At 67.1% G+C, this 19,746-nt stretch carries 16 protein-coding genes; 6 read left to right on the forward strand and 10 right to left on the reverse strand.

The window, feature by feature from the left end:
• From ACTJJX_RS32160 to ACTJJX_RS32205, 10 genes are all read right to left on the reverse strand, one after another.
• A partial coding sequence (locus ACTJJX_RS32160) for a PqiB family protein (RefSeq protein WP_134232227.1) occupies positions 1–2,259 on the reverse strand: 2,259 nt, incomplete at its 3' end.
• Positions 2,252–2,872, reverse strand: a complete 621-nt coding sequence (locus ACTJJX_RS32165; RefSeq protein ID WP_003089139.1) for a paraquat-inducible protein A — start codon at positions 2,870–2,872, stop codon at positions 2,252–2,254. The genes ACTJJX_RS32160 and ACTJJX_RS32165, both read right to left, overlap by 8 nt.
• Positions 2,873–3,520: 648 nt before the next feature.
• Entirely contained in the window at positions 3,521–5,104 is a 1,584-nt protein-coding gene (locus ACTJJX_RS32170) for an aldehyde dehydrogenase (NADP(+)) (protein WP_016851648.1), read from the reverse strand.
• Between the two features lie 128 nt (positions 5,105–5,232).
• A complete protein-coding gene (araD1, locus tag ACTJJX_RS32175; protein WP_003123447.1) occupies positions 5,233–6,228 on the reverse strand; it encodes an AraD1 family protein in 996 nt (331 codons plus the stop codon).
• 27 nt (positions 6,229–6,255) lie between these two features.
• A complete protein-coding gene (locus tag ACTJJX_RS32180) occupies positions 6,256–7,431 on the reverse strand; it encodes an L-lyxonate dehydratase (protein WP_003113703.1) in 1,176 nt (391 codons plus the stop codon).
• Between the two features lie 30 nt (positions 7,432–7,461).
• The gene (locus ACTJJX_RS32185; protein WP_016851649.1) at positions 7,462–8,784 is read right to left on the reverse strand and encodes an MFS transporter; all 1,323 of its coding nucleotides are present in this window, start codon (positions 8,782–8,784) and stop codon (positions 7,462–7,464) included.
• Positions 8,785–8,969: 185 nt separating this feature from the next.
• Positions 8,970–10,220: an OprD family porin gene (locus ACTJJX_RS32190; RefSeq protein WP_016851650.1), complete on the reverse strand. Its 1,251-nt coding sequence runs from the start codon at positions 10,218–10,220 to the stop codon at positions 8,970–8,972.
• 172 nt (positions 10,221–10,392) lie between these two features.
• Complete coding sequence (locus ACTJJX_RS32195; RefSeq protein ID WP_003123450.1) at positions 10,393–11,406, reverse strand: 4-hydroxythreonine-4-phosphate dehydrogenase PdxA; 1,014 nt, start codon at positions 11,404–11,406, stop codon at positions 10,393–10,395.
• Positions 11,403–12,362, reverse strand: a complete 960-nt coding sequence (locus ACTJJX_RS32200; protein WP_003113699.1) for an amidohydrolase family protein — start codon at positions 12,360–12,362, stop codon at positions 11,403–11,405. Before ACTJJX_RS32200 ends, ACTJJX_RS32195 begins: the two co-directional genes overlap by 4 nt.
• Positions 12,355–13,680, reverse strand: coding sequence for an MFS transporter (locus ACTJJX_RS32205; protein WP_003117133.1), 1,326 nt, complete (start codon positions 13,678–13,680; stop codon positions 12,355–12,357). Before ACTJJX_RS32205 ends, ACTJJX_RS32200 begins: the two co-directional genes overlap by 8 nt.
• A 266-nt stretch (positions 13,681–13,946) precedes the next feature.
• On the opposite strand from ACTJJX_RS32205, the gene ACTJJX_RS32210 reads away from it, so the two are divergent.
• The 6 genes from ACTJJX_RS32210 to ACTJJX_RS32235 all read left to right on the forward strand — a co-directional run bounded on the left by ACTJJX_RS32210 (position 13,947) and on the right by ACTJJX_RS32235 (position 19,713).
• Positions 13,947–14,960: a Bug family tripartite tricarboxylate transporter substrate binding protein gene (locus ACTJJX_RS32210; protein WP_003089055.1), complete on the forward strand. Its 1,014-nt coding sequence runs from the start codon at positions 13,947–13,949 to the stop codon at positions 14,958–14,960.
• 27 nt (positions 14,961–14,987) lie between these two features.
• A complete protein-coding gene (locus tag ACTJJX_RS32215) occupies positions 14,988–15,518 on the forward strand; it encodes a tripartite tricarboxylate transporter TctB family protein (protein WP_003113696.1) in 531 nt (176 codons plus the stop codon).
• Positions 15,515–17,035 carry a tripartite tricarboxylate transporter permease gene (locus ACTJJX_RS32220; protein ID WP_003144247.1) on the forward strand — a complete coding sequence of 507 codons (1,521 nt, stop codon included), beginning with the start codon at positions 15,515–15,517 and terminating at the stop codon, positions 17,033–17,035. Before ACTJJX_RS32215 ends, ACTJJX_RS32220 begins: the two co-directional genes overlap by 4 nt.
• Before the next feature lie 67 nt (positions 17,036–17,102).
• Positions 17,103–18,050 carry a LysR family transcriptional regulator gene (locus tag ACTJJX_RS32225; RefSeq protein WP_003089050.1) on the forward strand — a complete coding sequence of 316 codons (948 nt, stop codon included), beginning with the start codon at positions 17,103–17,105 and terminating at the stop codon, positions 18,048–18,050.
• A gap of 81 nt (positions 18,051–18,131) precedes the next feature.
• Positions 18,132–18,608, forward strand: a complete 477-nt coding sequence (locus tag ACTJJX_RS32230) for a hypothetical protein (RefSeq protein WP_003089049.1) — start codon at positions 18,132–18,134, stop codon at positions 18,606–18,608.
• A 298-nt stretch (positions 18,609–18,906) separates the two neighbouring features.
• The gene (locus ACTJJX_RS32235) at positions 18,907–19,713 is read left to right on the forward strand and encodes an ABC transporter substrate-binding protein (protein WP_003089047.1); all 807 of its coding nucleotides are present in this window, start codon (positions 18,907–18,909) and stop codon (positions 19,711–19,713) included.
• Positions 19,714–19,746 lie beyond the last annotated feature (33 nt).

The raw sequence follows: 19,746 nt of genomic DNA on the forward strand, positions 1-19,746 counted from the left end.
CCATTCGTCATTGGCCGAATCGAACAGGGCGAAGGTCTGCCCCGGCTTGGCGGGCTCGCCCATCTGCGCATTGTTCGGGGTGGCGAAGGCAATGCCGCCCTCCATCAGCGCCTCCATCGACTCGGTGCGTAGCGACAGGCCCTTGAACAGGCTGGCGTCGACGCCGAAGCCGCTGGCATTCCAGAAACGGCTGCCGGTACGCACCAGCGGTACGTAGCGCGGTTCGATGAGGATGCTGATCAGCACCCGGTCGGCCTGTTCGCCCAAGGCCAGGTCGACGACCTTGCCCACCGGGATCTGCCGGTAGGTCACCAGGTTGCCCGGCTTGATCGAGCCCTTGCGCGGCGCACTGAGGGTCAGCCGCAGGCCGTTTTCCCGACCCAGCAGGTTGGGTGCTTCGGCGAGAGTCTGGAAGCGTGCCTGGCGCTCGCCCGGCGTGCTCGACGGCAGCGCCTCGATATAGGGGCCGCTGACCAGGGTTCCGAGGTTCTCGGTACGCAGCAGGCCGAGCGCCGGACGCACCACCCAGAAGCGGGTTCCGCTGCGGGCGACGCGCTCGCCGGCGGAAGTCAGGCGGGCCTTCATCAGTACCCCGGAGAGGTCCGGGTTCAGCTCGACGCTTTCGATCTTGCCGATGTCCAGGCCCTTGAAGCGGATCGGCGTGCCTTCGCGCAGGCCGTCGGCATTGTCGATGCTCAGCTGGATTTCCACGCCACGGGCCATCGCCGCCTCCTCGCTGTCGAAGAGGGTGAAGCGACGCACCTTGGTCACGGTCGGCGCCTTCGGATCGAGGGTGTCGAAGGAAATCCCGCCGGTGATCAGGGTCTGCAGCGACTCGCTCTTCACCTGCACGCCGCTGAGGTTGCCGGTCAGGGTGATCCCGCTGGAGTTCCAGAAGCGCGTCGAGGTATTCACCAGGTGCGCGTACTCCGGCTCGATGTGCACACCCACCACCACTCGCTGGCGGTCGCGCGACAGCTGGTAGCTCTGCACGCTGCCGACGCGGACCTGGCGGTAGAGGATCGGCGCGCCGATATCGATCGAGCCGAGCTTGTCGCTGGTCAGCACCAGGTGCAGGCCGGGCGCGTCGGTGTTCAGCGGCGGCGCTTTCGGGCGGATGGTGAACTCGCGACTCGGCGCGCCGCTCTTGGCGAAGCGCACGTCGATATAGTTACCTTTCACCAGAGCCTCGAGGCCGGTGATGCCGGCCAGGGAGATGCTTGGCTTGACGGTCCAGAATTCGGTGCCTTCCAGCAGCATGTCCTCGACCCGCGGATCCATCGCCAGGTCGGCAGTGGCGCTGCTGTAGTCCTTGCCCATGTCGATCGACTTGACCAGGCCGACCTGCACGCCGTTGAACATCACCGGGGTGCGGCCCGGATCGATACCACTGACGTCGTTCATCTTCAGCTTCACGCGCAGACCGGCCTGGGCCGCGTCGTAGTCGTCGTACAGGCGGAACGGCTTGCTCGGATCGGTCGGCGGGCTGTCGGTGCGGTTCTCCGGGGTAGAGAAGGCGATACCGCCGGCGACCAGGGTCAGCAGCGACTCGCTGTGCACCTTGAAGCCGGACAGGCCGCCGGAAATGGAGATGCCGCTGGCGTTCCAGAATCGCGTGTGCTTGCGCACCAGGTCGGCGTAGGCCGGCTCGATGTGCACCTTGATCTCGATGGTCCTCTGGTCATCGCCCAGCTGGAAGCTCTTCACCTGGCCGACCTGGATCTGCCGGTAGAACACCGGGCTGCCCTGCTCCAGGGAGCCCAGGCGATCGGCCTTGAGGGTCAGGTGCAGGCCGGGCAGCTTGTCGGAAAGGGGTGGCGGCTCCTTCAACGCGGTGAAGTAGCGTTCTTCCTTCTCGCCCTTCACCGGATCGACCGCGATGTAGACGCCGGAGACCAGGGTTTCCAGGCCGGTGACGCCAGCCAGGGAAACCCGCGGCTTGACCAGCCAGAAGCGAGTACCCTTGCTCAGGTACTGGCGCGCCTCCTTGTCCATTTCGATGGTGGCCACCACGCCCTTGATATCTTCGCTGACATCCAGCGCGACGACCTTGCCGACCGCGATGCCCTTGTACAGCACCTCGGTCTTCTTCGCCTGGATGCCATCGCTGCTCTCGAAGCGCACCTGGATCAGCACCCCTGCCTGGTCGTAGGCGCGCCAGCCCAGCCAGGCCCCGATAGCCAGGGCCACCAGCGGCAGCACCCAGATCGCCGACCAGTTCGAGGTCTTGTGTTTCTTCGGGCTTGGCAAATCACTCATTCTCGTCGTCCAGATTGGTGTTGTCCCAGATAAGCCGGGGGTCGAACGTCACGGCGGCGAGCATGGTGAGCACCACCACGCTGGCGAAGGCGGCGGCGCCGAGATTGGCCTCGATGCTCGCCAGGTTGCCGAAATTGACCAGCGCCACGAGGATGGCGATGACGAAGATATCGAGCATCGACCAGCGCCCGACCCATTCGATGAAGCGGTACATCATGATTCGCTGGCGGGCCGACATCGGCTGGTGCCGCTGCACCGAATAGAGCAGCAGGGCGATGCCGACCAGCTTGAAGGTGGGGACGACGATACTGGCGACGAACACCACCAGGGCGATGGGAAACATGTCGGCCTGGATCAGGGTCACGACCCCGCCCATGATGGTCGCCGGGGAGCCCTTGCCGAGCATGTTGACGGTCATGATCGGCAACAGGTTGGCGGGAACGTAGAGAATCATCGCCGAGATCAGCAACGCCCAGGTACGGGCAATGCTGTTCGGCCGCCGAGGATGCAGCTTCGCGCCGCAGCGACTGCAACGCGGATGCTCGTTCCCGTCGGCGCGATTCAACTGGTGGCACTCGCCGCAGACCAGAATGCCGGCATCGATCGCACGCATTGTCGTTCTCCAGGATCTCTGCCGGGACGGTGATGGTTTGTCGTCGTCCAGCGCGGCGGCCAACCTGTGCCTTGCCCGGCAGGGAATGGGCACGGGGAAACCACCTGTCGGGGGAGGCTGCCGTCGGAAGACGATTCTGTCCGGGGCGTTACAGCGATGGCATGGGTTCGGCCACTCACGCGCATCAGTTGTCCGCTCGGCTCGATCTGGCCAGGCTGGGCCGGACTCGCTATTCATGCCGCTTGGACGATGATCGAGCGCTGGGATCGCATGATGCTTATATAGTTCACATGAGTCAATATTGTCTCATGTGTTTTTCTCCATCGCGCTATACGGAGCCAAGCGGCGATCCTGCCAGGGAGGCATCATGGCATTCGCCACGGAAGGAAGGACCCCCGAAGAGATTGTGGCGCGCCTCCTGTCTCATGCCGATGCAAGTGGCGGTATCGGCCGAGAATCCCTCGACACCGAGAAGCGGCTTTTCCGCGTCCAGGCATGGGACGATAGGAGCACTCGGGTAGCCCTGGATCGATACTCGCTTTACAGGCAGGAACACTGGCGGGCCTCTTCCGGGGCTCCTCCAGTGTCCTGCTGCACACCTCTGAGGCTCCGATATCCTCCGAACCTCGTCTTTGCCCGGTTCCTCTTTCAGTCAATCGCCGCCCGCGTCCCAACCCCGTCCACCAACCGCGCAATCCCCAATGGGTTGCCATCCTTCAGCGCTTCCGGCAGCCACGCGTCCGGGTAGTTCTGGTAGCACACCGGGCGCAGGAAACGGTCGATGGCCAGGGTGCCCACCGAGGTGCCGCGGGCGTCCGAAGTGGCCGGGTACGGGCCGCCGTGGACCATCGCGTCGCAGACTTCCACGCCGGTCGGGTAGCCGTTGAGCAGCAGGCGTCCTGCCTTCTGTTCCAGGAGCGGTACCAGGTCGGCGAAGGACGCCAGGTCTTCCGCTTCGGCGATCAGGGTCGCGGTGAGCTGCCCGTGCAGCCCATGCAGCGCGCGCTTCAGTTCGGCGTGGTCGGCGACCTCGACGACCACGCTGGCCGGGCCGAAGACTTCTTCCTGCAGCAACTCGTCGCCCTCCAGCAGCAGGCTGACGTCCGCCTGGAACAGTTGCGGCCGGGCCTGGCGGCCCTCCTGCGGTTGCCCGGCGAGATGGCGGACGCGCGGGTGGGCGTGCAGCGCCGCCAGGCCTTTTTCATAGCTGGCCAGCGTGCCGGCGTTGAGCATGGTCTGCGCCGGCTGGTCGTCCATGCGGGCGGCGAAGCGTTCGAGGAACGCCGAGAATTGCGCAGAGCGGATGCCGATGACCAGCCCGGGATTGGTACAGAACTGGCCGCAGCCGAGCACCACCGAGGCACTCAGTTCGTCGGCCACGGCCTCGCCGCGCTTCTTCAGCGCCGCCGGCAGCAGCACCACCGGGTTGATGCTGCTCATCTCGGCGAACACCGGGATCGGCTGCGCCCGGGCGGCCGCCATGTCGCAGAGGGCGCGGCCGCCCTTCAGCGAACCGGTGAAGCCGACCGCCTGGATCGCGGGGTGGCGTACCAGCCGCTCCCCTACTCCGCCGCCGTAGATCATGTTGAACACGCCCGCCGGCATGCCGGTGCGCTCGGCCGCGCGGAGGATCGCCGCAGCGACCCGTTCGGCGGTGGCCATGTGTCCGCTGTGCGCCTTGAACACCACCGGGCAGCCGGCGGCCAGGGCCGCGGCGGTATCGCCGCCGGCGGTGGAGAACGCCAGGGGGAAGTTGCTCGCGCCGAACACCGCCACCGGGCCGAGGCCGATCCGGCACTGGCGCAGGTCGACGCGTGGCAGCGGCTTGCGTTCGGGCCGGGCGCGATCGATGCGCGCGCCATGGAAGTCGCCGCGCCGCAGGACTTCGGCGAACAGGCGCAGCTGGCCGCTGGTGCGGCTGCGTTCGCCCTGGATGCGCGTGGCCGGTAGCGCGGTTTCACGGCAGACGATGGCGACGAAATCGTCGTCCAGCGCGTCGAGTTCGGCGGCGATGGTATCGAGGAATTCCGCGCGGCGGCTGGCCGGCAGTTGCCGGTAGTGCGGGTAGGCGCTGGCGGCGGCTTCGGCGGCGGCGTCCACTTCTTCCGGGGTGGCTTGCACGAAGCGGTACGGCAGCGCCTCACCGCTGGCGGCGTCGAGGCTTTGCAGGAAGAGCGTGCCGGCCGCGCTGCGGGCGCCGCCGATGAAGTTGTGTCCGAGGATGGCTGTCATGTCGACCTCATACAGGGGAAGCCCCGCCGGGGATGGCCGGCGGGGTTGGAGCCAAGGCTCCGCAGGAATGAAGGAAACCGTGCCGCGGGTCTCTCGTGGAGCTCCGGCCTATGCACGGCGGTGGGGCTTCAGAGCGCTACCACCCGCCCCGGCGTCAGTGCGGTCTCGACGGCGGCGATGCCATTGCGCAGCGGCGCGCCGAACTCGGCCATGGCGATCTCGAAGACATCCCCCGGAGCAGCCTTGATCCCGTCGGCGAAGGACAGCGTGGCGGTACCGAAGTAATGCACGTGGACGTCGCCCGGACGGAGGAACTGCGCGTACTTGAAATGGTGGTACTCGAGGTTCTCCAGGCTGTGGCACATGTTGTCCTCGCCGGAAAGGAACGCCTGCTGCCAGAGCACTTCGCCGTCGCGCAGGATCCGGCTCTCGCCCTGCAGGTGGCGCGGCAGTTCGCCGACCCGCAGCTCCGGCCCGTAGCAGCAGGCGCGTAGCTTGGAATGCGCCAGGTACAGGTAGTTGCGGCGCTCCATCAGGTGGTCGGAGAACTCGTTGCCCAGGGCGTAGCCGAGCCGGTAAGGCCGGCGGTCATCGCCGATCAGGTAGAGCCCGACCAGCTCCGGTTCCTCGCCGGCGTCCTCGGCGAAGGCCGGTAGCGGGAAGTCCGCGCCGGGGCGCACGACGATGCCGCCGTCGCCCTTGTAGAACCATTCGGGCTGCGCGCCGACCTGGCCCGCCGGTGGCTTGCCGCCCTCCAGGCCCCACCTGAAGATGCGCATGGTGTCGGTCAGCGCGGTCTCGTCGCCCTGGTTCTGCTGGTGCATGCGGTCGCGCGTCGCGGCGCTGCCCAGGTGGGTCAGGCCGGTGCCGCTGACCAGGCAATGGGCCGGGTCGTCATGATCCAGCGGCGGCAGCACCCTTCCCTCCTCCAGCAACCCGGCATAGTCCGGGCCTGGCTCGCTGCCTCGGCGCAGCACCTCGTCTTGCAGGCCGCTGCCCGCGCGAATCGCCGCCAGCCCCAGTTCGCGCGTGCTGCGCACGCCGCGCAGCACCTGTATCCCGGCGCCTTCGACGACGCCGACCCGGCGCTGCCCTGCCCGGTCCTCGAATTGAATCAGCCGCATCTCGGCTCCTCCTGTGGGCTCCGACTATCACTCGATGATGATGAAATCCTTGAGGTGCTCTTCGGATATCTCCAGGCCCAGGCCGGGCTTGTGGTCGTCCAGCTGGATATAGCCGTCGACCGGCTGCGGCTCGCCCTTGAACACGTAGTAGAACAGCTCGTTGCCGACCTCGACGTCGAACACCGGGAAGAACTCGGCCATCGGCGAGGCGGTGCTGGCCATGGTCAGGTGATAGTTGTGCAACTGTCCGGCGTGCGGGATCACCGGCACTGACCAGGCCTCGGCCATGGCGTTGATCTTGCGCGCGGCGGTGATCCCGCCTACGCGGTTGGTGTCGTACTGGATGACGTCCACCGCGCGGCGCTCCAGCAGGTCCTTGAAGCCGTGGCCGGTGAATTCGTGCTCGCCGCCGGAGATCGGCATGATCCCCATCTTCTTCAGCTCGACGTAGCCCTCGATGTCATCGGCGATCACCGGTTCCTCCAGCCAGCGCGGTTCGAACTCGGCGAGCTTCGGCAGCATCCGCCGGGCGTATTCCAGGGTCCAGCCCATGTAGCATTCGAGCATGATGTCGATGTCCGGCCCGGCCAGTTCGCGTAGCGCGCGGACCTGCTCGATGTTCCTGCGCATGCCCGTCGGGCCGTCCTTGGGGCCATAGCCGAAGCGCATCTTCAGCGCGGTGAAGCCCTGGTTCAGGTAGCCCTGGGCCTCTTCGAGGAAGGCGTCGAGGTTGTCGTTGGCGTAGAGCTTCGAGGCGTAGGTCCAGATCTTCTCCTTGGTGCGGCCGCCGAGCAGCTTGAACACCGGCTTGTTCACCGCCTTGCCCATGATGTCCCAGATCGCCAGGTCCACCGCCGAGATGGCTGCCATGCCGATGCCCTTGCGGCCCCAGGCGTGGGTGCGGCGATACATCTTCTGCCAGATGTACTCGTTGTCGAACGGGTCTTCGCCGATGCAGATCGGCGCCAGGTAGAGGTCGACGATTTCCTTCGCCACGCGCGGCGCCAGGGCGCAGTTGCCGATGCCGACGAGGCCGTCGTCGGTCTCGATCTCCACCACCAGCCAGCCGTGGAAGCGGAACGAACCCATGGCGTCTCCCTTCTCGAACAGGATGTCGCTGGCATTGGTGCAGAAGTGCGCCTGCGGCGGGACGACCTTGCCCTTCCATTCGAAGACGCGGGTACGGACGGATTTGATTTTCATGTCGCAGCTCCTATCGGTGCGTAGTGTGGGTCAGCCGGCCTGCCGCGCTCGCAGCGGGACGGACGACGATCCGGAAGTCTTCAGCCGGGCCAGCAGACAGGCGCCGAGCAGGCCGACGGCGGCCAGGGCGAACATGCCGGCGCGCGGGTCGGCGAACTGGCTTTCCATGAGGGTCTTGAGGTTCGGCGCGACGAAGCCGCCGAGGTTGCCCAGGGAGTTGATCAGGGCGATGCCGCTGGCCGCGGCCGCACCGCTCAGGTAGCCGGTGGGAAGGGTCCAGAACAGCGGCTGCACCGAGACGAAGCCGGACGCGGCGAAGCAGAAGGCGATCACCGCCAGGCCCAGGTTGCCGGCCAGCGCCGAGGCGGCGATACCGGCTGCGGCCATGCCCAGCATGGCCACCGCGAGCTGGCGATGCTGGCCGCTGCGGTCGGCCTGGCGGGTCACCAGGCGCGTTACCGCCAGGGCGCAGACCCAGGGAATCGCGGTGATCAGGCCGACGTTCAGGCCGACCTGGCCGTCGAGGAAGCTGGCGATGCGGGTCGGCAGGTAGAACACCACGCCGTACACGCTCATCTGGATGGTGAAGTAGACCAGGCAGAACTTCAGCACCTGGCCGCTGCGCAGGGCGCTGAGGAAGCCGTGCGGGCCGCGTGCCTGTTTGCGGGTGTCTTCTTCGGCCAGCTCGCCTTCCAGCGCCCGCTTCTGCTCGTCGCTCAGCCAGCCGGCATCGCGCGGGCGGTCGACCAGGTAGAAGTAGGCGGCAATGCCGACCAGCGAGGCCAGCAGGCCCTCGGTGACGAACAGCCACTGCCAGTTGGCCAGGCCGAAGATGCCGTGGAACTCCAGCAGCCAGCCGGACAGCGGACCGCCCAGCACCAGCGCCAGCGGCAGGCCGAAATAGAACAGGCCGAGCGCCTGGGCACGGCTGCGCTGCGGGAACCAGTAGGTGAGGTAGAGGATGATGCCGGGGAAGAAGCCCGCCTCGGCGACGCCCAGCAGGAAGCGCAGGACATAGAAAGTCATGGCGTCGTCGGCGAACATCATCGCCGCCGAGACCAGGCCCCAGGTGACCATGATCCTGCACAGCCAGACCCTGGCGCCGAGGCGGTGCAGCATCAGGTTGCTGGGTACCTCGAAGCAGGCATAGCCGATGAAGAAGATGCTCGCGCCGAACGCGAAGGCGGCATCGCCGAGGCCGGTGTCGGCTTGCAGGAAGGCCCGCGCGTAACCGACGTTGGCCCGGTCGATGAAAGCCAGTACATACATCAGGACCAGGAAAGGCAGGAGCCGCAGGCGGCTGGTGGCGATCGCCGAGGACAGCAGCCTGGCGTGGTCGTTCATGGCGCTCATGGAGGGCTTCCTTCTTGTTGTTGTTCGACGCGGAGGCGGCATGGCCGCTTGCGTTGGGCCGACTGTAGCCAGGCCGCTCCCGCGCGGATAATCACTTCTGCGCATTCATCGATAACCCCAGGCAATACCTTTTAACCAATCAGCCAATCGCCGGTTATCGGGCAGCAGCGAGAACGGCCCTGCGCTCAGAGCAGCGGCAGGGAATACGAGAGGATCAGGCGGTTCTCGTCGACATCGGCGGCATGGTTGGACCGCAGCATGGCGTTGCGCCAACGCAGGCCGAGGTTCTTCAGCGGGCCGCTCTGGATCACGTAGGCGACGTCCACGTCGCGTTCCCAGGCGCGGCCGTCGTCCATCGCCTTCGTCCGGGCATGGGCGCCGTTGGCGTAGCGGGCCATGGCGGTCAGCCCGGGAATGCCCAGGGCGACGAAGTCGTAGTCGTAGCGCAGTTGCCAGGAGCGCTCGCCGGCGCTGGTGAAGTTGCGCACCTGGATGTCGTTGACCAACGGCGTGCTGGTGCCGGCGATGTAGAGCATCCCGTCGTCGCCGTACATGCGCTGGTAGCCGGCGCCGAGGCTGTGGCCGCCGCGGGTCGCGCTGAAGAAACCGGTCAGCGCGCGATTCTCCAGTTCCCCGAGCTTCGCGGCACCTTCGTCGCGCGTGTCGAAGAGCCCGACGCTGGCGCCCAGGCGCCAGCCGCCGAAGCTCTGCTTGTGGCTCAAGCTGTAGTAGTCCTGCCGGTAGATGTCTTGCAGTCGCGCCTGCCACAGCCCGACCTGGCTGCGCTCGGCATTGAAGCGGTACTCCGCGCCCAGGTAGTCGAAACGGTCGGAGAACGCCCCGCCGCGCCCATCCACCGAGAGGTCCTGGTGGTCGCTGGAGTTGCGCTGGCTGAGCGAACGCATCTGCCCGCCGTGCAGGGTCAGGCCGGCGATTTCCCTGGAGGTCAGCATGCCGCCCTGGAAGGTCTGTGGCAGCAGGCGGCCGTCGTTGCGCAGGAGGATTGGCAGTTCCGGCAGCAGTTCGCCGAGCTTCAGCTCGGTATTCGACAGCTTCAGCTTCGGCGCCACGCCCAGTCGCGCGTAGTCGTCCGCTGCGCGTCCGTCGGCGTGGCGTGGCAGCAGCCCGGAGCCGGCACGATCAGGGCTGCTGTCGAGCTTCAGGCCGAGCTGGCCGAGCAGCTCGACGCCGAGGCCCAGGGTGCCCTGGGTATAGCCGGACTTCGCCTGTAGGAGAAAGCCTTGGGCCCACTCCTCCTGCTTCGACTGCGCCGCGCCGGGCTGGCGGAAGTCGCGATTGAAATAGAGATTGCGCAGGCCGAGGCTGACGCTGGCGTCTTCGATAAAGCCCTCGGCGCCGGCGAGCGACGGCAGGCCGGCCAGCAGGACCGGAGCGAGCGAGGCGGATTTCAGCAGGTTCGGAGCGGAACGGGTCATTGTTGTTTTTCCTTTTCCCAGGCCGAAGCGAGCCGTGGAGCGCTGCGGCTCCAGGCGATGTGTCTCTCGTCGAAGGTGCGACGCCTCCTGCCCCGCCGCGACGGTACAGGGAGGCGCCAGGGAGCGCGTTACGAAGGGGCGGCGCTCTGGTTGTCGCGTCGCATGCAGGCGATCAGGCTTTGCGCCTGCCCATCCGGCAGGCGATCTCGAACGCCTGGCGGGTGGCGCCGACGTCGGCCCTTCCCTGCCCGGCGATATCGAAGGCGGTACCGTGGGCCGGCGTAGCGATGGGGATCGGCAGGCCGCCCTGGACGGTTACGCCGCGGGAGAAGCCCATCAGCTTGATCGCGATCTGCCCCTGGTCGTGGTACATGGTCACCACCGCGTCGAAGGCACGGGCGTCGCCCTGCACCTTGAGGAAAATGGTGTCGGCGGGATACGGGCCGTCGGCGGCGATCCCCTGTTCGCGCGCCTTCTGCACCGCCGGAGCGATGATGTCCAGCTCCTCGCGGCCGAAGCTGCCGTTGTCGCCGTTGTGCGGGTTCAGTCCGCAGACGCCGATGCGCGGCCGCGCCAGGCCGCTGCGGCGCAGCGCGTCGTCGATCAGGCGGATCGCCTCCCCTACCCGCTCCTGGCTGAGCAGGCCCGGCACCTCGGCCAGGGCTACGTGGGAGGTCACCCGCGAGGTCCAGAGGTCGTCGAGGACGTTGAACTCGCAGAACGGGCCGCCGAACCCCAGGCGCTCGGCGAACCAGTGCAACTCGTCGCTGTGGTCCATGCCGGCCATGTGCAGCGAGGTCTTGTTCAGCGGGCCGAAGAGGATCGCGTCGGTCCTGCCGCTGCGGGTCAGTTCGAGGGCCAGCGCGAGGGTTTCCAGGCTGTAGCGGCCACCGACGGCGCTCGCTTCGCTGCGTGGGAACTCGTCCCCGCCCTGGCTGAGCCAGGGATGCAGCAGTGGCGTGGCGTCGGCGAAATCCAGGGTTTCCAGCGCGTCGATGCGCCGGTAGGGGAATTCGCAGCCGGCGATGCGCATGCCGCGGCGCATTTCCGCTTCGTCGGCGATCAGCACGATGTGCGCCTTCTCGCGCACCTCGGTGTCGGCCAGCAGGCGGGCGATCAGTTCCGGGCCGATGCCGGCCGGATCGCCCAGGACCATGGCCAGTCGCGGTAGGGATGGAGCGTTCATGGGGAAGTCCTCGGGTCGGGCGACGCCTGCTGCAGGCGCACGGTGTCGGGTACGGTGCGGTAGATGCGCCGCGCGTTGCTATGGAAAAGCCGTTCCTGGTCGGCGTACGGCAGGTCGGCGACGATGCGTTTGAAACCGCCATAGATGTCGTCGAACGAGCCGCACAGGCTGTCCACCGGGAAGTTGCTGGCGAACATCGCCCGCTCGACGCCGAACAGGGCGATGCTTTCGCGGACGATCCAGGCGTTGTCCTCGACGCTCCAGCGCCGGCCGGCCTGGCCGATGCCGGAGATCTTCAACGCCACGTTGGGGCATTCGGCGAAGCGCGCCATGGCCCGTTGCCAGGCGGCCAGCCCCTCCTCGCTGCGATCGGACGGCAGGCCGGCGTGGTTGAGCACGATCAGCGTATCGGGGAAGTCGCGCGCCAGGCATGCGGCCTCGGCGAGGTTCCACCAGGGTGTCTGCAGGTCGAAGTGCAGGCCGTGCCGGGCCAGCTCGGCATAGCCGCGACGCCAGCGCTCGTCGCTCATCAGGCTGCGCAGCTCGCCGACCTGTTGCGGGCGTTGCGGACCGCCGGGCTTGTGGCGGACGCTGCGGACCCGTGCGAAGCCCGCCTGCGCCGCCAGCACCTCGGCGGCGTCCGGCGCGTCCAGCCAGGCCTGCGCCACCACTGCGTGGGGCGCGCCATGGCGTTCGGCGAGGTGATGCACGAAGCGGGTTTCGCCGAGCGGATCGCGCGGGTCCCACTCGGTTTCCACGTAGACCGTCTCGACCACCCGGTGTGCGCCGACGTCGCCGAAGTAGTCCGCCGGCAGGTAGCGGCGCTTGATCGCGCTGTAGTCGCCGTAGCGGAACGGAATCTTGGCGTCCTCCGCGAGCCAGGGGTGGTAGTTCGCCTGCGGGTCCCAGAAATGATGATGGGCGTCGACGATCGGCCCGTCGTACAGCTCAGCCATGCTTTGCCTCGGTCTTGTCCAGGGAAATCAGCAGGGTGCCGGCGATGAAGGCTGCCGAGCAGAGGGCGAAGAAGCCCAGCACCGCGGCATATCCGCCCAGGTGTTGCAGCAGCAGCCCGACCAGGATCGGCACGGCGATGCCGCCGAGGCTGCCGGCCATGTTCATCACCCCGCCGACCAGGCCGACCCGGGCCGGAGCGGCGAGCAAGGCCGGAAAGCTCCAGTACAGGCTGCCCCACATCAGGAAGAAGGCGGTCAGCGCCAGCAGGGTCACGGCGGCATAGGCATCTTCCAGGCTCGGCAACAGCAGGAAGGCGACCAGCGCCGCGAGGCCCGAGACCGTCAGCAGGCCCTTGGCCGCCAGGCCGCGGCGCACGCCCTTGCGGATCAGCAGGTCGCAGAGGAAGCCGCCGACCAGGGAACCGACGGCGCCACAGAGGAAGATGACGAAGGTCGCGGCGCCGATACCCTTGATATCGAAGCCGCGCGCCTGCGCCAGGTAGCTAGGACCCCAGGTCAGCAGGCCGAAGAACACCATGGCCCAACTGGCGCGGCCGAGGACGATACCGACCAGGGAGCGGCCGGCGATGCCCAGTCTTCCGCCGGCCTGGCAGTCCGCTTCGGCGAGCGGGGTGGTGCGGTCGGCGTTGATCCGGCCCAGCTCGGCGGCGTTGACCCCGGGATGCTCGGCCGGGTCGTCGCGCAGGTAGTGCCAGGCCAGCCAGGCCATGGCCAGGGTGGCGATGCCGGCGATGAAGAAGGCGCTGCGCCAGGAGCCGAGCACGGCGATCAGGTAGGCGATGACCAGTCCGCCGAGAGCGACGCCCAGCGGCCCTCCGCAGTCCATCAGCACGGCGCCGCGGCTGCGTTCGCTGGAGCCCAGCCACAGCGAGTTGAGCTTGCCGCCGGAGGGGAACAGCGGCGCTTCCGCCGCGCCCAGGGCGACCCGGGCGAACATCAGCGACAGGCCGCCGCTGGCGAAGGCCGCGAGGGTCTGGAAGGCTCCCCAGAGACCGGTGGACCAGCCGATCACCCGGCGCGGGCCGTAGCGGTCGATCAGCCAGCCGCCGGGAATCTGCAACAGCGCGTAGGCCCAGAAGAAGCTGCTGAGGATCAGCCCCTGCATGCTCGGCGTGAGCTGGAATTCACCGGCGATGGTGGGCATGGCGATGGACAGCGAGACCCGGTCGACCAGGTTGATCACCGTCAGGGCGAAGACGATGGCGAAGATGCGCCAGCGGACGTTGCTGGGTTTTGCGGCAGTGGCCTTGTCCTGGGCAGGATCAGCCTGGAGCACGGCGGTCTGTGCCTGAGCCATGGGTCGTACCTCTTTTATTGTTGTTCTTGTGCTGCGGAACTGGGTTGGCAGGTCCGGCAGGCCCACTATCCGGCTTTCCATCGATAACCGTCTAATCAAAGCTGCTCATACGGCCATTTCCTACGGTTATCGCTCCAGGTATCCGACATCCGCTTCCACTCATAACCCCAGGCTATCGGTGTATGCCTTATTTTGAGTGGACGCTTATCGGTGCGCTTCGCACACTCCGCTCTACCCATAACAACAATGACAACCAGAGGTCCTCCATGCGTACCGCATATGCGCGCTCCGTCCCCTCCTTCCTGGCCGCTTGCGCCCTGCTCTGCTGCACCGCCCTGCCCGCCCTGGCGGCTGCCTGGAAACCCGAAGAGAACCTGGAGATCGTCGTCGCCGGCGGTCCCGGTGGCGGCACCGACCAACTCGCCCGCCTGGTCCAGTCGGCGATCAGCCAGAACAAGCTGCTCGACGTCAACACCGTGGTGCTGAACAAGGGCGGCGGCAACGGCGCCGAAGCCTTCCTCGACCTGAAGCTGGCCAAGGGCAACGCGCACAAGCTGGTGATCGGCACCAACAATGTCTACCTGCTGCCGCTGGTGGCCCGGCTGGGCTACCAATGGACCGACCTGACGCCGGTGGCGGCGGTGGCCGAGGACGACTTCATCCTCTGGACCTACCAGGCGGCGCCGTGGGCGGACGCCGCGGCGTTCCTCGCCGATCTGAAGAAGGACGCGACAGGCATGCGCTTCGGCGGCAGCCAGTCGAAGGACGTCGACCAGACTCTAAGCCTGCTGCTCGGCAAGCAGGTCGGCGGCAAGCTGACCTACATCCCCTTCAAGAGCGGCAGCGAGGCGTCCATCCAGTTGGCCGGCAGGCACATCGCCGCCAACCTCAACAACCCGGCGGAAAGCCTCAGCCAGTGGCGCGGCGGCCAGGTCCGGCCGCTCTGCGTGTTCAGCCACGAGCGCATGATCTACACCGCCAAGGTCGCTGCCGAGCAGTCCTGGGCGGACATCCCCACCTGCCACGAGCAGGGCCTGGGCATCGACCAGTACCGCTTCCCGCGCACCGTGTTCCTGCCCGGCGGAGTCAGCGACGAGCAGCGCGCCTTCTACGTCGAGTTGATGCGCAAGGTCAGCCAGACCGCCGAGTTCAGGGACTATGTCGAACGCTCGGCGCTGGCGCCGACCTTCCTCGCAGGCGAGGACCTGGTGAGCTACATCGAGAAGGACCGCCAGCGCGTCATCCCGCTGTTCCAGGAAGCCGGCTGGCTTCGCCAGTAACCCGCGTAGCGCGACCAGGAGACGAACATGTCCAGCTCATCCGATGCGCCGCTGGTCGCCACCCGCTGGGTGGAGATCGGCCTGGCGCTGTTCACCGCCGCGCTCGGCGCGATCGTCATGTACGGCAGCCAGGATATCGGCATCGGCTGGGGCGACAGCGGCCCCGAGGCCGGCTATTTCCCCTTCTACATCGGCCTGCTGCTGAGTGCCGCCAGCCTCGGCAACCTGCTCTTGGCCCTGTGCCGCTGGCGGGCGCTGGGTACCTCGTTCGTCGCCCGCACGGCCTTTCGCCGGGTGCTTGCGGTGTTCCTGCCGATCGCCGCCTACGTGGCGGCCATGCCGTTCGCCGGGATCTACCTCGCCTCCGCGTTGTTCATCGCCTGGTTCATGTGGCGCGACCGTAGCCGCGACAAACCCTACGGCGTGCCGCTGATCGTCACGCTGTCCTGCGGCGCGGCGCTGGCCAGCTACCTGGTCTTCGCCGTCTGGTTCAAGGTGCCGCTGGATGCCGGAATACTGGTCGACCTTGCGGCCTTCGTCGGGAGCGCCAGGCCATGAGCGAATTCGATTCCCTGATGCAGGGCATGAGCCTGGTCCTCAGCGCCCATCACCTCGGCCTGATGGTGATCGGCGTGCTGCTCGGCATCCTGGTCGGCGTGCTGCCGGGCCTCGGTGCGCCGAACGGGGTGGCGCTGCTGCTGCCGCTGACCTTCAGCATGTCGCCGGTGTCGGCGATCATCCTGCTTTCCTGCATGTACTGGGGCGCGTTGTTCGGCGGCTCGATCACCTCGATCCTGTTCAACATCCCCGGCGAGCCGTCGTCGGTGGCCACCACCTTCGACGGCTACCCGATGGCGCGCAACGGCCAGGCCGGCGAAGCGCTGACCGCCGCCTTCACCTCGGCGCTCCTCGGGGCGCTGGTCGGCGTGCTGCTGCTGACCTTCCTGTCCACCCATATCGCTCGCTTCGCCCTGGCGTTCAGCTCGCCCGAGTTCTTCGCCGTCTACCTGCTGGCGTTCTGCACCTTCATCGGCATGAGCCGCAACCCGCCATTGAAGACCCTGGTGGCGATGACCATCGGCTTCGCCATGGCCGCCGTGGGCATGGATACCGTGTCCGGCGACCTGCGCCTGACCTTCGACCAGCCCTGGCTGCTTTCCGGGCTGAGTTTCGAGGTGGCGGTGATCGGCCTGTTCGGCATCGGCGAGATCCTCTGCACGGTGGAGGAAGGCCTGGTGTTTCGCGGCGAGCGCGCACGCATCACGCCGATGGTGATCCTGCGTACCTGGGCCAGGCTGCCGCGCTACTGGCTGACCTGGCTGCGCAGCGCGCTGGTCGGCTGCTGGATGGGCGTCACTCCGGGCGGCCCCACCGCCGCCTCGTTCATGAGCTACAGCCTGGCGCGGCGCTTCTCGAAGAACCGCGAGAACTTCGGCAACGGCGAGGTGGAAGGCGTGATCGCTCCGGAGACAGCCGACCACAGCGCCGGCACCAGCGCCCTGCTGCCGATGCTGACGCTCGGCATCCCCGGCTCGGCGACCGCCGCGGTGATGCTCGGTGGCCTGATGATCTGGGGGCTGCATCCCGGGCCGACGCTGTTCGTCGAACAGCACGACTTCGTCTGGGGCCTGATCGCCAGCATGTACCTGGGCAACGTGGTCAGCCTGATCGTGGTACTGGCGACCGTGCCGCTGTTCGCCTCGATCCTGCGGATTCCGTTCGCCATCGTCGCACCGATCATCGTCATGGTCTGCGCCATCGGCGCCTACTCGGTGCACAACGCCATGCTCGACGTGGTCCTGATGCTGCTGTTCGGCGCGCTCGGCTACCTGTTCAAGAAACTCGGCTACCCCATCGCCCCGCTGGTGCTCGCCGCGGTGCTCGGCGACAAGGCCGAGGACGCGTTCCGCCAGTCGATGCTGTTCTCCGACGGGCAACTCTCGGTGTTCTGGTCCAACCCGCTGGTGGCCAGCCTGACCGGCGCGGCGCTGGCGATGCTGCTCTGGCCGTTGCTGGCGCGGTGCGCCGGGGCGCTGTTCCGGCGTGGCCGGCGGAGTCTCCGGCATGCCGCCTGAGCCTGCGTCTGGCGGCGGGGTGGATTTCTTGTCACCCTGGGTCTCCCCGCCGCCAGCGAGATACGCCATGTCCCGGATTCCCGACGCCAGCATCATCCACAGCCGCCTGCGCCTGCGCCAGTTGCGCCTGATGCTGGCCCTGGAGGAACTCGGCTCGCTGCGCCGCGCTGCCGACGAGATCGGCATGACCCAGCCGGCGGCGACCAAGATGCTCCACGAGGCCGAAGACCTGCTCGGCGTCGAGTTGTTCGAGCGTTTGCCGCGCGGCATGCGCGCGACGCCTTTCGGCGAGACGCTGATCTACTACTCGCGGATGATCTTCGCCGAGCTGTCCGGGATGCGCGAGGAACTGGTCGCGCTGGAATCCGGCAACCTCGGCCGGGTCACCGTCGGAGCGATCCCGGCGCTGGCCTCGAGCCTGCTGACGCGCACCATCGCCACCCTGAAGCAGAGTCATCCACGGCTGTCGATGAGCATCCAGGTGGACACCAGCGACGTGCTGGTCCAGGCCCTGCAACAGGACCAGCTGGACGTGGTGCTCGGACGCATCCCCAGCGGCGCGCGCACCGACGACCTGGTGTTCGACAGCCTCGGCGAGGAAGAACTCTGCGTGGTGGTCGGCGCGCAGAACCCGTTGTCGCAGGCACGCAAGCTGGACTGGGGCGAGTTGCAGGAGCTGACCTGGGTGTTGCAGCAGCACCCCAGCCCGATGCGCGGGATCGTCAACCAGGCCTTCCACAATGCGCGCATCGACCTGCCGAGCAGTATCGTCGAGACCACCTCGATCATGACCCTGCTCTCCCTGCTGCAACAGACCGACATGATCGGCATCACTCCACGCTCGGTGATCGAGGACTACCCGGGCAAGCACCTGCTGGCGATCCTGCCGATCCAGCTGGAGCCGCGCCTGCCGCCCTACGGCCTGATCACCCGACGCAACCGGGTCCACTCCTCGGCCATGCAGACCTTCATGGCCAGCGTACATGCCGAACAGGCGCGGCACCTGGCGAAGTGAGCGGCACTAGCACAAATGAGCTAATAGCCGCGAGCCGGCTGGACCTCTAACATCCTGCGGCATTTCAACGGAGTGAATGCCATGCCCTCGATCAAGCCCTTCGGTCTCGCCCTGCTCGTCCTCGGTCTCAGCGCCTGCGCCTCCCTCGGTCAGTCGGGGAATCGCGACAACGAGGTCAAGGTCGCCGCGCAGAAGCTCATCGGCCAGCCCGCCGGCAAGGCCTTCGAACTGTTCGGCAAGCCCGACCAGGGCCTCGGCCCTTCGTCCTACGGTAGCGGCGGCTTCTACGCCTGGAACCGCGTGCGGACCCACATGGGGCCGGACAAGGTCTTCATACAGACCGGCACCGAGTACGTCGGCCAGCGCGAGACCTGGGTCGGCGTCGGTGGCCAGGGGGTCGCCGGCATGGCGCCGGTGAGTAGCGAGGCGGTCTATCGCAAGACCGGCTACTACGAGAACGAGACCATCCTCGACTATTTCTGCAGCATCACCCTGTACACCGACAGCCGGGACATCATCACCAACGCCAGCGTGATCGACTGCCGGGACAGCCGCTGACGGGGCCGCCGGGCCCCGGCCTTCCTTCTCGACGACGAACCCCCAACGCGGAAGCCCTGCGGACAATGGCGTTACGCTATCGTTTTTTATTTCCTTGAATCCTTGTTTTCATACCTCTTATTTCGTCTGGAAATAAGATAGATCGATTCATTCTTTTCTCCCGACCCTCGGCCCCTGCCAAACTCCCTTCGCCACGGGATACCCCCGCGCCGACATGGCGGCATTCCCATCCGGAATGTCCGCCCCACATTGCAAGGCCCTGATCGTCGATCGCGGCCGACAAGGAGCTGGAACTTTCATGAAGAAACTCCCCGCCATCACCGCCCTCGCCCTCGCCCTGATCTCCGGCCTGGCCCAGGCCGACCGCCTGGAGGACATCCGCAAGGCCGGCGTATTGCGCGTCGCGTCCTTCGACAGCAACCCGCCGTTCGGCTTCGTCGACGCCAAGAGCAAGCAGATCGAAGGCCTCGACGTCGACTATGCCAAGGCCCTGGCCGACAAGCTGGGCGTCCGGCTGCAAGTGCTGCCGACCAACCCGGCCAACCGCATCCCGCTGCTGACGGCGAACAAGGTCGACCTGGTCCTGGCCAACTTCACCATCACCCCGGAGCGTGCGCAGCAGGTGGACTTCAGCATCCCCTACTTCTCCTCCGGCCAGCAGTTCATCGTCAAGAAAGGCACCCTGACCTCGCCGGAAGTCCTCAACAAGTGGCGGGTCGGCGTGGACAAGGGCACGGTCAACGAAGGCGTGCTGCGCGAGAAGTTCCCCGGCGCCAAGGTCATCGCCTACGACGACACGCCCTTCGCTTTCACCGCCCTGCGCAACGGCCAGGTCCAGGCCATCACCCAGGACGGTCCGAAGCTGATCGGCCTGCTGGCCAACGTGCCCGACCGCGACAAGTACGAAGTGCCGCCCTTCACCATTTCCAACGACCTGATCGGCGTCGGTATTCCCAAGGGCGAGAAGGCCCTGACCGAGTTCGTCGACAAGAGCCTGCGCGAGCTGGAGCAGGACGGCCAGGCGCAGAAGATCTACGACACCTGGTTCGGTCCGCAGACCAAGACCCCGCTGGCGCGCCTGTACAAGATCGGCGACAAGAGCTGAGCGGCCCGCTTCGCCCGCACGACCCGCGCGCCT

This window comes from Pseudomonas sp. 22490 (assembly GCF_052044465.1).
Taxonomy (GTDB): domain Bacteria; phylum Pseudomonadota; class Gammaproteobacteria; order Pseudomonadales; family Pseudomonadaceae; genus Pseudomonas; species Pseudomonas aeruginosa.